This is a genomic window from Mesorhizobium sp. WSM1343, assembly GCF_055901535.1.
The window spans coordinates 212,470-225,468 of record NZ_CM148370.1; the positions used below are offsets into that span (position 1 = coordinate 212,470).

Annotated in this window: 14 protein-coding genes; 8 read left to right on the forward strand and 6 right to left on the reverse strand. The window is 63.7% G+C overall.

The window, feature by feature from the left end:
- Positions 1-60: 60 nt before the first annotated feature.
- From AC0NIL_RS00975 to AC0NIL_RS00985, 3 genes are all read left to right on the forward strand, one after another.
- Positions 61-552 (forward strand): universal stress protein, encoded by a 492-nt coding sequence (locus AC0NIL_RS00975; protein WP_013528063.1) that lies wholly within the window; start codon positions 61-63, stop codon positions 550-552.
- 188 nt (positions 553-740) lie between these two features.
- Positions 741-1,310, forward strand: coding sequence for a NifU family protein (locus tag AC0NIL_RS00980; RefSeq protein ID WP_013528064.1), 570 nt, complete (start codon positions 741-743; stop codon positions 1,308-1,310).
- Between the two features lie 82 nt (positions 1,311-1,392).
- Positions 1,393-1,719, forward strand: coding sequence for an NIPSNAP family protein (locus AC0NIL_RS00985; protein ID WP_013528065.1), 327 nt, complete (start codon positions 1,393-1,395; stop codon positions 1,717-1,719).
- Between the two features lie 111 nt (positions 1,720-1,830).
- Here the strand turns inward: AC0NIL_RS00985 and AC0NIL_RS00990 are convergent, their stop codons facing one another.
- Complete coding sequence (locus tag AC0NIL_RS00990; protein ID WP_013528066.1) at positions 1,831-2,448, reverse strand: L,D-transpeptidase; 618 nt, start codon at positions 2,446-2,448, stop codon at positions 1,831-1,833.
- A gap of 226 nt (positions 2,449-2,674) precedes the next feature.
- Here AC0NIL_RS00990 and cueR point away from each other — a divergent pair, with 226 nt between their 5' ends.
- From cueR to AC0NIL_RS01010, 4 genes are all read left to right on the forward strand, one after another.
- A complete protein-coding gene (gene cueR, locus AC0NIL_RS00995) occupies positions 2,675-3,097 on the forward strand; it encodes a Cu(I)-responsive transcriptional regulator (RefSeq protein ID WP_024501803.1) in 423 nt (140 codons plus the stop codon).
- A gap of 58 nt (positions 3,098-3,155) precedes the next feature.
- The gene (locus tag AC0NIL_RS01000) at positions 3,156-3,587 is read left to right on the forward strand and encodes an OsmC family protein (RefSeq protein WP_063171104.1); all 432 of its coding nucleotides are present in this window, start codon (positions 3,156-3,158) and stop codon (positions 3,585-3,587) included.
- A 940-nt stretch (positions 3,588-4,527) separates the two neighbouring features.
- Positions 4,528-4,788: a hypothetical protein gene (locus AC0NIL_RS01005; protein ID WP_063171103.1), complete on the forward strand. Its 261-nt coding sequence runs from the start codon at positions 4,528-4,530 to the stop codon at positions 4,786-4,788.
- 91 nt (positions 4,789-4,879) lie between these two features.
- Positions 4,880-5,380: an MmcB family DNA repair protein gene (locus AC0NIL_RS01010; protein WP_050596417.1), complete on the forward strand. Its 501-nt coding sequence runs from the start codon at positions 4,880-4,882 to the stop codon at positions 5,378-5,380.
- Between the two features lie 14 nt (positions 5,381-5,394).
- Here AC0NIL_RS01010 and nhaA read toward each other — a convergent pair whose 3' ends face one another.
- From nhaA to AC0NIL_RS01035, 5 genes are all read right to left on the reverse strand, one after another.
- Positions 5,395-6,603 carry a Na+/H+ antiporter NhaA gene (nhaA, locus tag AC0NIL_RS01015; RefSeq protein ID WP_473574190.1) on the reverse strand — a complete coding sequence of 403 codons (1,209 nt, stop codon included), beginning with the start codon at positions 6,601-6,603 and terminating at the stop codon, positions 5,395-5,397.
- Positions 6,604-6,665: 62 nt separating this feature from the next.
- The gene (locus AC0NIL_RS01020) at positions 6,666-7,229 is read right to left on the reverse strand and encodes an ActR/PrrA/RegA family redox response regulator transcription factor (protein WP_013528072.1); all 564 of its coding nucleotides are present in this window, start codon (positions 7,227-7,229) and stop codon (positions 6,666-6,668) included.
- 85 nt (positions 7,230-7,314) lie between these two features.
- Positions 7,315-8,646, reverse strand: a complete 1,332-nt coding sequence (locus AC0NIL_RS01025) for an ActS/PrrB/RegB family redox-sensitive histidine kinase (RefSeq protein WP_473574189.1) — start codon at positions 8,644-8,646, stop codon at positions 7,315-7,317.
- 26 nt (positions 8,647-8,672) lie between these two features.
- Positions 8,673-11,135, reverse strand: a complete 2,463-nt coding sequence (hrpB, locus tag AC0NIL_RS01030) for an ATP-dependent helicase HrpB (protein WP_473574188.1) — start codon at positions 11,133-11,135, stop codon at positions 8,673-8,675.
- Positions 11,136-11,182: 47 nt separating this feature from the next.
- Complete coding sequence (locus tag AC0NIL_RS01035; RefSeq protein ID WP_013528075.1) at positions 11,183-12,073, reverse strand: DMT family transporter; 891 nt, start codon at positions 12,071-12,073, stop codon at positions 11,183-11,185.
- 28 nt (positions 12,074-12,101) lie between these two features.
- Here AC0NIL_RS01035 and AC0NIL_RS01040 point away from each other — a divergent pair, with 28 nt between their 5' ends.
- Complete coding sequence (locus tag AC0NIL_RS01040; protein WP_275954145.1) at positions 12,102-12,791, forward strand: PIG-L deacetylase family protein; 690 nt, start codon at positions 12,102-12,104, stop codon at positions 12,789-12,791.
- Positions 12,792-12,999: the final 208 nt, after the last annotated feature.

Here is a 12,999-nt window from a genome sequence, read left to right on the forward strand (position 1 = left end):
CGGCTTGCCGCCGGTCCGCCGCAGTGGCAGATTGCGCCGCAAGACACCGAGTAGATAGACATGGTCTCCAAACGCCTCAGCCGCGAAGCCGGCCATCGCAGGAAATTCCTGACGATCATCGACGACACGCCGGAATGCGAGCGTGCCGTCGCCTATGCCTCGAAACGGGCGCAGAGCACCAGCGGCACGCTGGTGCTGCTCTATGTCATCGTGCCGGACGATTTCCAGCATTGGCTGGGTGTCGAGAAGATCATGCGCGAGGAAGCCAACGCCACGGCGCGCGCCGCACTCGACAGCTATGCCAACAAGGTGCGCCAGAAGCTCGGCATCGAGCCCGAGATGGTGGTCCGCGAAGGCAAGCCGACGGAAGAGATTCACAAATTGATCGAGGAAGACCAGGACATCGCCATCCTGGTGCTGGCCGCCGGTGCGGGCAAGGAAGGCCCGGGACCGCTGGTCGGCGCCGTGGCCGGCAAGGGTGCCGCCTTCCCGATCCCGGTGACTGTCGTGCCGCAGAACCTTTCGGACGAGGAAATAGACAGCCTGGCCTGAGGTGTGCTGATTTTCAGGTGATGCCGGCCTGACCTGAATCTCAACACACCTTCGGGCGCGTCCCAGGGGCGCGCAAAAACATTCCGCCAGCCAGCCATTCCGGCGATGCGTTTCGCTTGAATGTCCAGCCAATTGAGCCTATTTAGAATTGTTCCAAACTAGATGCCCAAACGGGCACGGAGACGGCCATGTTCATCCAGACCGAATCGACGCCAAACCCGGCGACGCTGAAATTCCTGCCCGGCAAGGAAGTGCTTGTGGAAGGCACCGCCGATTTCCGCGATGCCGACAGCGCCGCCGTCGCCTCGCCGCTGGCCGGCCGGCTGTTCGAAATTCCTGGCGTCACCGGCGTTTTCTTCGGCTATGACTTCATCACCGTGACCAAGGATGGCCCCGACTGGCAGCATTTGAAGCCGGCGATCCTCGGCGCCATCATGGAGCATTTCATGTCCGGCGCGCCCGTCATGGCCAAGGCTGGCCCGGCCGCCGAGACCAGCCAGACCGGTGAGTTCTACGACAAGGCCGACGAGGAGCTGGTCATCACCATCAAGGAGCTGCTCGACACGCGGGTGCGCCCGGCGGTCGCCCAGGATGGCGGCGACATCACCTTCCGCGGCTTCGAGAATGGCACGGTGTTCCTGCACATGAAGGGTGCCTGCGCCGGCTGCCCGTCATCGACGGCGACGCTGAAGCACGGCATCCAGAACCTTCTGCGCCATTTCGTGCCGGAAGTGCAGCAGGTCGAGCAGGTCTCCTGACGCCCGTTTTTACAATTCTACCCTGCTGACCGTCTGGTCCGATTTCTTCGCTTCCGGCGCATCGGTCAGAAGGAACTCCAAAATGATCTACGAACTTCGGGTTTACCGGGCTTTGCCGGGACGCTTGCCGGCGCTTCTTGATCGCTTCGACAAGATCACGCTCAAATTATGGGAAAAGCACGGTATCCGCCAAGCGGGTTTCTTTACCACGCTGATCGGAGCTTCGAACAACGAACTGACCTACATGCTGGCATGGGAATCGCTGGCCGAACGCGAAGAGCGTTGGACGGCGTTCGTGAAGGACCCTGCCTGGACGCAGGCGCGGGAAGATTCCGAGCGTGATGGCCAGATCACCGAGACAATCATCAACCAAATTTTGGTTCCCACCGCGTTTTCGGCGGTGTCCTGACCGCCGAGCAGGCGTCGCATCGCGCAAACAACAAAAAACCGGGCCGAATTGCCCGGTTTTCTGCTTGGGACGTCCGTTGTTGCCTAGACGGTCCGCGTACGAAAACTGCCTCTAGAGAACGATGACCTTGGCGCCGACCGAGGCGCGGTCATAGAGGTCGATAATGTCCTGATTCATCAGCCGGATGCAGCCAGACGACATCGCCTTGCCGATCGAATTCCATTCCGGGCTGCCATGCAGGCGATAGCCTGAATCACCGCCCTTGTTGAACAGGTACATGGCGCGCGCGCCGAGCGGGTTCTTCAGGCCCGGCTCCATGCCGCCGGCAAACTTTTCCAATTCCGGCTGGCGCTGGATCATCTGCCTCGGCGGCGTCCAGGTCGGCCATTCGCGCTTGAGCGCAATGTGGGCGGTGCCATGCCACTCGAAGCCCTCGCGGCCGACGCCGATGCCGTAGCGAATGGCCCTTCCGTCGCCCTCGATGAAATAAAGGAACTTGTTCTGCGTATCGACGATGATCGTGCCCGGCTTTTCCGGGCTATCGTAGTTCACTTCCTGCCGATGGTACTTCATCGGCACTTTCTCGATCGGGATGCGCGGCAGCTGATAACCGGCGTCGGTGACCGCGCCGTAGTCGTTGGAGAAGATCTGCGAGCCGATGGTGCTGCAACCGGCGATAGCAGTGGAGAGCGCCAGTGCGGCGATGATTGCAAACGACTTCATGCGCATCAGGTGATCCGGTGCCCCGCCCAAACTCGGCGGCACGAGTCGGCCGCTCTCTCATCATCATTCATGCTGGCATTTGCTTTGCTTGCCAAGCGCGCGATGCCTATATGCCTGCCTTGACGTACCGGTAAGCGTATCACTATGGCATTTTGGCAACAGGACTCACAGGATTGTGAAGCAAATTCAAGGGGCCTGCTCCATGGGTTCCTGGAAATCGAGGAGAACCGTCATGAATGTCGGTGACGCCGCCCACCGCTCCGGCCTGCCGGCCAAGACCATCCGTTACTATGAAGAGATCGGCCTGATCGCCCCGGCACGCGCCGCCAACGGCTACCGCGATTATTCCGGAGACGACATCCATCGGCTGGCCTTCCTGCGCCGCGCGCGCAATCTCGGCTTTTCCATCGACGATTGCCGCCAGCTGATGGCGCTTTACCAGGATCGCAGCCGCGCCAGCCAAAACGTGCGCGAAATCGCCGCCGCCCATGTCACGGCGATCGAGGAGAAAGTGCGCGAGTTGCAGTCGATGCGCTCGACGCTGCAGAAACTGATTCATGCCTGTCACGGCGACGAAAGGCCGGATTGTCCGATCCTTGATGACATGGCGGGCGCGGCATTGCCCAGCGACAAGGGCGCCTCTGCGCCTGCATAATGACCGTACGTCGACGACGCCCGAAGCCTGGTCGACTCCTGCCGGGAGGACATCCGCAATGGTCTCGATGACCGTCGAACTGCGCAATGTGGAGGACACGCGAGCCGCCATGGGCTGGGCCGGCGGCCACACGATCATCGTCGACCGGCCCGAAGGCAAGGCCGGCGGCATGGGCCTGGGCTTCAATGGCGGCCAGTTGCTTGCCCTGGCGATCGGCGGCTGCTTCTGCAACGATCTTCGCTACGTCGCCGAGGAAATGGGCGTAACGCTCGACAAGATCGCCGTGACCGTGACGCTGAACCTCGAAGGCAAGCCTTTGCTCGCGACCTCGTCAACCATGGCGGTTTCATGCACGACGCTGGACGGCTCCGACCCGGCGGAGATCATCACAAGGGCCGCGGCGATTTCCACGGTCAGCAACTCCCTGCGCCAGGGCGTGCCGGTGAGCATTGAAACGGCCGCAACGGCGGCCGGCTTGTCGGAGGAATGATCCCCGGGAACAGGCGCATTGGCCGCGTGGATTGTCAGAGATCGCCCAAAAAGGCCCGCCGCCGGCACGGCAGAGCGATTGACCCAATTTTCTTCGGCATCTGGGCGCGTCAATCAGCCGCTCTATGTCTTCCCTTGTCGCAATGATCAACGATGGAGGTTGGCATGGATCGGCGATTGTTTCTGACTGGAATGCTTGGGCTGGCAGGGGCTGCGACCGTCGTCGCAATCGCGCGTCCTGCCACCGCCTTGGCCGGCATCCCGAATACGGGGCCCGGCATTCTTGACGAGCTCGACAAACCGTCCGACGATATTCTCGACCCGGATGGTCCCGGTGTCCAGGATGGCGTCGAGTTGGTGCGGCACCGCAGATGGCACCGCCGCCGTCGCCGACGCGGGTGGAGGCGGGTCTGCCGTCGCTATTGGCGCAATGGCTATTGGCGCCGCAGATGTTTCCGCAGATCCTTCTGGATTCACTTCTGACGAGACCAGCAACGCGAAGGTCCCGGCGCCCGCCGGGGCCTTCGCTATCGCTGCGGGCTTCAATCCAATCGGCAAAAAAGGCCCGCCGCCCCTCGGCAGCGGGCAGGTCCTGGAGTGCCGGGGGATCAACCCGGCATGGGATCAACGAGCGGGTCACCGGTTGGTTGCAGGGATCGGCCCGGTAGCCTTCCTTTGGGTGGACCGCCACCGGGCCTGACCGGAGCGGGATGTATTGGGGGAGCCCCGGCTGCTTCCAAAATATCACTTTTCTCTTATATTCGCTTTAGCTAATTTACATAAAGCCATGCATCACCCGCAGATGGGGTGCGCACTTCACGAAAGTGTCGAAGTGACGTCTCCCTGCTTATGCCATTCGGCATTCGCGGAACTAAAGCGGTGCATCTGACTTTGGTTGGTGACGCGCAAAGATTTTTTCGCTGCTATCTTAAAGTTACCAAATGGAAATTGACCGGCGCAGCATATCAAGTCGATTTGCGCTGACGATCTCTTTGTTTTTCCAGGAACTGCTTGGCGTGCTCCGCCCAATCAGCCGTCGTGACTTTATGCTCCTGAACGGACTTTCTGAAAGCCTTGCGCAGAGCATCAAGATCAAAGGCCCACAGTTGTTCACCATCAGTGCTGTTCAATTTTGTGCCGCCCGTCCCCATGAGAACGATGGTGTGCACCACAAGCTCAATCTTTCAAGGATCAATGCCTGACTTCTTTTGGGTATATCCGGGTATATCGAATATACAATCGCCTGCATAAAACAGGTTCAAACCGTGAACAGAATCTGGCATGGTGCCTGGCATGCCGATCATCTCGCCCATCCCCATCAACCCTCTCATCGACGGTCGCCAGTCCGAACGCGCCATGCTGGTGCGACGCGGTGTGCAGCGGCTGCTCATGGATATGGGCGCGCATGTCTTGCCCGAACTGTCGTTGGCCACCGGCCGCCGTGCCGACCTCGTCGCTTTGACCCGGCAGGGCGATATCTGGATCATCGAGATCAAATCCTCGATCGAGGATTTCAGGGTCGACCGCAAATGGCCCGACTACCGGCTGCATTCCGACCGCTTCTTCTTCGCCACCCATCCCGGCGTACCCTCGGAGATCTTCCCGCACGAATGCGGCTTCATCCTTTCCGACGGCTATGGCGCCGAGATCCTGCGCGATGCGCCCGAGCACCGCATGGCAGCGGCAACGCGCAAGGCGCTGATGCTGCGGATCGCGCGGGCCGGCGCTTCGCGGCTGCTGGCGGCGGAGCTTGCCGGCGTGTCGGTGCCGGCGCTGGAGGGTGAGAGCGAGTAGCGGCGTCCTTCACTCTATGACCGGCTCTCCTCTTCGCCGTCCTCCACGCCACCCCTAGCGGACGCCATGAGCAGCACGGCAGCGCCCAGGATGGCGGCGATGAAGGAGCCGGCGAGGATGCCGACCTTGACCGCGTCCTGCAGCGCCACGTCGCCGGCGAAGGCGAGCAGGCCGATGAACAGGCTCATGGTGAAGCCGATGCCGCACAGCAGCGATATGCCGATCATGTGCGTCCAGCCGGCATTGGCGGGTAGGTCGGCAAGACCGAGCCTGATGGCAAGTGCCGAGGAGCCGAACACGCCGACCAGCTTGCCGACAACCAGGCCGGCGGCGACACCCAGCGTCAACGGCTCGATCAGCGCGCCAAAGCTCAGGCCGGCGAGCGAAACGCCGGCATTGGCAAAGCCGAAGATCGGGATGACGACGAAAGCCACAATCTTGTGCAGGCCGTGCTCGAGCCGGTGCAGCGGCGAACGGTCCAGATCGTGACCGATCCCGGCGGAGCGCTCAAGCGGGATGGTCAGCGCCAGCGCCACGCCGGCAAGCGTTGCATGGACGCCAGATTTCAGCACCAGAACCCACAGGACGACGCCCAGAACGAGATAGGGCACAAGCGTCATCACCCGCATGCGGTTGAGCACGACAAGCGCGGCAATGATTGCGAAGGCGGCACCCAGATAAGCCAGCGACAGGCCGCTGGTGTAGAAGATGGCGATGATGATGACGGCACCGAGGTCGTCGATGATGGCCAATGCTGTGAGGAACACCTTCAGCGAAGCCGGCACGCGGCTGCCGAGCAGCGACAGCACGCCGAGCGCAAAAGCTATGTCGGTGGCGGTCGGGATCGCCCAGCCGGACAGGGCGGCCGCATTGTTGCGGTTGACGGCGACATAGACGAGTGCCGGAACCAGCATGCCGCCGGCGGCGGCGATGCCGGGCAGCACGCGCCGAGGCCAGGTGGAGAGCTGGCCGTCCAGCATCTCGCGCTTGATCTCCAGCCCGACGAGCAGGAAGAACACCGCCATCAGCCCGTCATTGACCCAGTGCGAGACGCTGAGCGGGCCGAGATAGGCCTGGAGCACGGAGAAATAGGTTTCGGCGAGCGGCGAGTTGGCGACGATCAACGCAAGTGCCGCCGCCGCCATCAGGATGATGCCGCCGGCCGCTTCGCTATCGAGAAATTCGCGGAAGACGGAAATCGGCCGCTGCTTCAGATCCTGCATGTCGCCTCCGTCATGCCGCCTGTTTCGGCGGGTTTCAATCGGCAAGATGGCAAACGGTGGCCTTAACGCGGCGCGCGCTTTGCCAGTATGCGCTGCAAGGTGCGACGGTGCATGTTGAGCCGGCGCGCTGTCTCGGAGACGTTGCGCTCGCACATCTCATAGACGCGCTGGATATGCTCCCATCGGACGCGGTCGGCCGACATCGGGTTTTCCGGCGGCGCCGCGCGCTCGCCGGCGGTGCGGGTGAGTGCGGCGAAGATATCATCGGCGTCGGCGGGCTTGGAGAGATAATCGACCGCACCGAGCTTCACCGCGGTCACCGCGGTGGCGATGTTGCCATAGCCGGTCAGGATGATGGTGCGGGAATCCTCGCGCTTTTCGCGGATGGCCGCGACCACGTCGAGGCCGTTGCCGTCGCCGAGCCGCATGTCGACCACGGCGTAGGCGGGTGGATTGGCGCGCGCCTTGGCAACCGCCTCCTCGACGCTCTCGGCCGTCTCGACCACGAAGCCCCTGGCTTCCATGGCGCGAGCCAGACGCGTGAGGAACGGCTTGTCGTCATCGACGACAAGCAGCGAGGTGTCCTCGCCTTCAACCATTGCGCCAATATTCTCGTCGCCTGTCATAGTCTCAAAATTCCTGCTGTCTTAATTTTACGCAAATATAGTTCCTGAGCCTCCTTGTCCAATTTTTAGAGGCCCATCAAGGCTCTCAGGCAGTGTCGAACATGCTGGCCGAAGTGATTTCCGGATTGAGGAACACACCACGCGGCCACGATATCTGGACCATGGCGCCCTCGCCCAAGCCACTCGAATTGCGGAAATCGAGCACGGCACCAGAGCGTTCGAGCAGGGTCTTGGCGATGAACAGGCCGAGGCCCAGACCACCGCCGGTTTCATTGCCCTGACGCGTCGACATATAGGGCTCGCCGATGCGGTCGATGATCTCGGCCGGAAAACCGGGGCCGTCATCGACGATCGAGAAGGTGACGGTGGCCTCGTCCCAGCTCCAGCGCACGGTGACGCTTTTGCGGGCGAAATCGACCGCGTTCTCGACCAAGTTGCCGAGGCCGTAGATGACGCCCGGATTGCGCTGCCCGACCGGCTCGGGGCCGATGCGTTCGCCGGGCCGAAGCTTGATCGAGATGCCGAAGTCCCGGTGCGGCGCGGTGACCTCCTCGACCAGCGATGTCAATGGCAGCCGCGAAAGATGCGCCTCACCCTCCGAGGACAGGCTGGTCAGCCGCTTGAGAATCTCGCGGCAACGCTCGCTCTGCGAACGCAACAGCGTCACGTCTTCCCCGTATTTCGGATCCTTGCCGAGCGCCTTTTCCATCTCCTTGGCGACAAGCGCGATGGTGGCGAGCGGCGTGCCGAGCTCGTGCGCGGCCGCGGCGGCCAGCCCGTCGAGCGCCGAAAGGTGCTGCTCGCGCTGCAGCACCAGCTCTGTTGCGGCGAGCGCATTGGCCAGAAGCCGGGCTTCGGCGGCCACCCGGAAGGCATATATGGCGGTGAAGGCGATCGAGGACAGCACCGCCATCCACATGCCGGCGACATAGAGAAAAGGCATGGCCAGCGGCGCATCCTCATGCCAGGGCAGCGGCAGATGGACAAAGACCAGAAAGGTCGCCGCCGACATGACCAGCCCGCCGAGGATGGCGGTCAGGCGCAGGGGCAGCGATGTCGCCGAAATGACGACAGGCACGGTCATCAGCAGCGAGAACGGGTTGGTGAGGCCGCCGGTCATGTAGAGCAGGCCGGCAAGCTGCAGGCTGTCGAAGATAAGGATGCCGAAGGCCGCAAGCGGCGTGAGCCGGTGTGCCGCCGGAAAGCGAAAGGCGAGAAACAGGTTCATCCAGGCCGAACAGGCGATCAGGGCAAAGCAGAGGCTGACCGGCAGCGGAAACTTCAGCCCATAGGCGACGACGAGCACCGCCAGGCTCTGACCGACAATGGCAAGCCATCGCAACCGGATTAGCGTGTTGAGGCGCAGTCTCTGGCTCTGCTGGAAATCGGGCGAACGCAAAACGTTGATCATGGTCATGAATTACAGCCGCGAAGCTCCAAAGGCTAGGTCCCGCGCGGCTTGGCCCGGGCGGTGGCGGCGGCGAGCAGCGGGTTTTCCGGCCAGACATGCTTGGGATAGCGGCCGCGCATGTCGGCGCGCACGTCGGCCCAGGAGCCGCGCCAGAAGCCGGGCAGGTCGCGCGTCGTCTGGATCGGCCGGTGCGCCGGCGACAGGAGTTCGAGCGTCAGCGGCACAGTGCCATTGGCGATGGCGGGATGCCGGTCGAGCCCGAACAGTTCCTGCACGCGAACCGCCAGCACCGGCCATTCGCCGTCATAGCGGATAGGCACATGGCTGCCGGACGGAGCGTCGAAATGGGTCGGCGCCAGCGTATCGATCCTGCGCTGCAGATCATGCGGCACGAGGCTGGCCAGTCCGGCCGAGACAACACCTGCATCGATGGCGGCAAACGATGCCGCGCCGGCGAGGTAAGGCAGCAGCCAGTCGTCGAGGCGCTCGACGAGGGCGTCATCCGCCATATCGGGCCATGGCGCGCCCAGGCCGCGATGCAGCCAGCCAAGCCGCTGGCGCAGCGTTTGCGCCTCCTTGCTCCAGGTCAGCAGCGACAGCCCGTGCTGGCGCACGGCATCGAGGACGGCGCGGTCGGCGTCGGCCCCCGTTGGCGGCGGCAGCATGCGCTCGGCGAGCGTGATGGCGCCAAGGCGCACGGTTTCACGTACACGCACGGCGCGCTTGTCCCGATCGAAGCTCGTTTCACGGCGCGCCTCGATCCTGTCCGCCAAAGCGACACGGACATCGTCCTCGCCGATCGCCGCTGCCGCCGTGATGCGCGCATTCTGTGCCTTGCCCTGCAGGTCGGCGACGACCAGAAACGGCTCGCCCGCCAGCGGGTCGGCGGCGTCGAGCATGGCGCCGGAGCCGTTGGCCAGCACGAAACGGCCACGCTCGCCACGCGCCTTCGCCACCCGATCCGGCCAGGCGTGCACGAGCAGGGGACCGCCCGCCGCAGCTTCGCTGCCCTTCGCCCCGCCAGCCTGCCTTGCCAGCCTTTCGGCGAGTTGCTTGGCGGCGGTAGCGCGCGGAGATCTTTCCCCGCGAAAACGCATCAGCCGCCGCTCCAGATCGGCGCCGTCGCCACCGAGGCCGCGTTCGGTGAGGAGCACGGCGAACATTGCCGCCTCGAAGGCATGGCCGCTCCGGGATGCCTCGGCAACCATATGCGCCAACCGCACCGGCAGAGCGAGCTTGCGCATCGCTGCACCCGCTTCAGTCAGGAGCCCCGTCTCGTCGATGGCATCCAGCGCGCGCAGTAGCCCCCTTGCCTCATTGAGGGCCGGAACAGGCGGCGGATCGAGAAAAGCGAGCCCTGTCGGATCGGCAACGCCGAAGGCAGCACAATCGAGCAGCAGTCCGGACAGATCGGCCTCAAGGATTTCCGGCGGCGTGAAAGCGGGAAGTGCAGCCGTTTGCTCGGCCCGCCACAGCCGGATGGCGACGCCTGGCTGCGTGCGTCCGGCACGGCCGGCGCGCTGGTCGGCGGAAGCCTTGCTGACACGCACGGTCTCCAGTCGGGTCAAGCCACTGGCCGGCTCATAGCGCGGCAGCCGCGACAGGCCGGAATCGATGACGACGCGCACGCCGTCGATGGTGATCGAGGTTTCGGCTATCGAGGTGGCCAGCACCACCTTGCGGCGGCCCGCCGGCGGCGGCTTGATCGCCGCGTCCTGCGCCTTGCCGTCCAGCATGCCGTAGAGCGGGACGATGTCGGTATCGGTGCCGACCTTGCCGGCCAGCCGTTCGGCGGTGCGCTCGATCTCGCGCTGGCCGGGCAGGAAGGCAAGGACGCTGCCGCTCTCGTCGGCAAGGGCGGCGCGGATCGCCTTGGCCATCGCGTCCTCGATGGCGATGCCGGCCGGCCGTTCGTCATAACGGATATCGACGGGAAAGGCGCGACCCTCGCTTTCGACGACCGGCGCGCCCGACATGAGTTTGGCGACGCGCGCGCCGTCGAGCGTCGCCGACATCACAGCCAAGCGCAGATCCGGCCTGAGCGCCCCCTGCACGTCGAGCGCCAGAGCGAGACCGAAATCGCCGTCGAGCGAACGCTCGTGGAATTCGTCGAAAATGACAGCCGAAACACCGGGCAGTTCGGGATCGTCGAGGATCATGCGCGCCAGCACGCCTTCGGTGACGACCACGATCCTGGTCTTTGCCGAAATGCGGTTTTCCATGCGCATGGCGTAGCCGACGGTGGCGCCGGGTTCCTCACCAAGCAACTCAGCCATCCGGCGAGCGGCGGCGCGAGCGGCGAGGCGGCGCGGTTCAAGCAGGATGATCTTGCCGGCGCCGAGCCAAGGCGCGTCAAGCAGCGCCAGCGGCACCAGCGTGGTCTTGCCAGCGCCGGGCGGCGCCACCAGCACGGCGCTGTTGCCATCGCCAAGCGCTTCCCTCAGCGCCGGCAGCACGACGGACACAGGAAGCTCCGGCAGGGGTTTTGTGGTCATGGCGCCCGCATATCAGCGGTTACGGCCACGGCGCAACCAGAGTCGGTTCAAAGCCGGGTACGCGAAAACGGGTTCCAGCGCACGGTCCCCAGCCGCGCTTCCTCACGCACCATGGTCAACAGGCCGGCGCCGCCAACGACCGCCAGGCCAACCAGCGACAGCCCGTCCGGATATTCCTGGAAAAACAACGCGCCGAGGATCACCGCCCAGGCGATCTGCGAATAATGCGTCGGCGCGACCCGGTTGGCAGGCGCGTATTTCATGGCCAGCAGTTGAAGGAATTGTCCACCTGCTGTGAAGGCACCGGCCGCCACCAACCACAGCAACTGCTTGCCGTCGGGAACGGTGAACGAGGTGGCGGCGGCACCGATGCCGTTGAACAGCAGGCCGTAGCCGACCAGCACGCCGAGCATGGTGGTGCGCTTTTCCTGCTGCGCCAGCGAGCGCATCAGGATGACGCTGGTGGCGGCGAGGAAGGCAACACCGAAGGCGGCAAGGTGGCCGAGATTGAGCTCGCGAAAGCCCGGCCGCACCACCAGCATGACACCGGCGAAACCGGCGACCACCGCCAGCCAGCGCCAGGGGCCGACCTTCTCCTTGAGGATCACCGTGGAGAGAATGGTGACGCAGAGCGGCGCCAGGAATATCAACGCATAGGACTCGGCCAGCGGAATGGTGGTGAAGGCGTAGACACTGAGCACGCCGGAAGCGATGCCCGCCCAGGCACGCGCCTGCACCGCCCATGGCCTTCTGGTGCGCCAGAAATCGCGCCAGCGTTCGCCCGCGGGCCGCGTGAAGAACAGGAAGAAGCCCGCGAACAAGGTTATGAAAAAGCCGATCTCGAAGATCGTGAGCTGACCGCCCAGGCTTTTGACAACGGCATCGCTACCCGAATAGCTTGCGTAGGCGATCAGGGCGAGCAGGATTCCGTTCGTCACGTTGTTCCAATTCCGGGGAGAGAGTGGTTTGAAAATCCTGGCGCTCGGTGCGCATCCGGACGACATCGAGATCTTCATGTTCGGTACGATGGCCGCCTATGCCGCGCAAGGCGCAGAACTCACTTTTGCCATGGCCACGGATGGTGCCAGGGGCGGCACAAGTGATCCCGCTGTTCTCGCTCGTGTCCGTCGCGACGAAGCAACGACCGCGGCCGCGCTGGTAGGCGCAGTGCCACGCTTCCTCGACTTCCCGGACGGCGAGCTGGTGGCCGATGCAGCGCTGATTGGAGCTCTGAAAGCACTGATCGGTCAAATCGGCCCGGATCTGGTGATCACGCATGCGCCCAACGATTATCATGCAGACCATCGCGCGCTGTCGGACGGCGTTCGTATCGCGGCGTCTTTCGCCGTCCCAGTGCTGCATGCCGACACGATGGGCGGCACCGGTTTCTCGCCGACGCACTATGTCGACATTTCCGCCCATGCCGACGTCAAGGCCGAGGCGATCCGCATGCATCAATCGCAGGATCCCGACCGCTTCGTCGACATTGCGCGGACACAGAACGCCTTTCGCGCCGGCCAGTGCAACGGCGCGCAAGGCTCATCGGCCGAAGCCTTCCGTTTCGAACCGTCGTTCCCGTTCGCCGATATCCGCGCGCTGCTGCCGCCGGCGCCGGCGATCCGCAAGGTGATGGTGAGCACCAGAAGGGTAGATTGAAAGCCGAGGCTGCCCCACGTCCCGGTCAGAATCGGCCTGAACAGCTTCGGTAAACCAGCCAGCGACCCGCGCTTTTCCCAACGTTTTCAGACATCGCCATAAGCATGCTGCGGCGCAGCAACGAATTCGCTTGCCTTGTTTAGTAAAAATTGCATCACTAAACAAATTACTAAACATCTGCAGTGTAACCGCGCAGCCATGTTTGGGC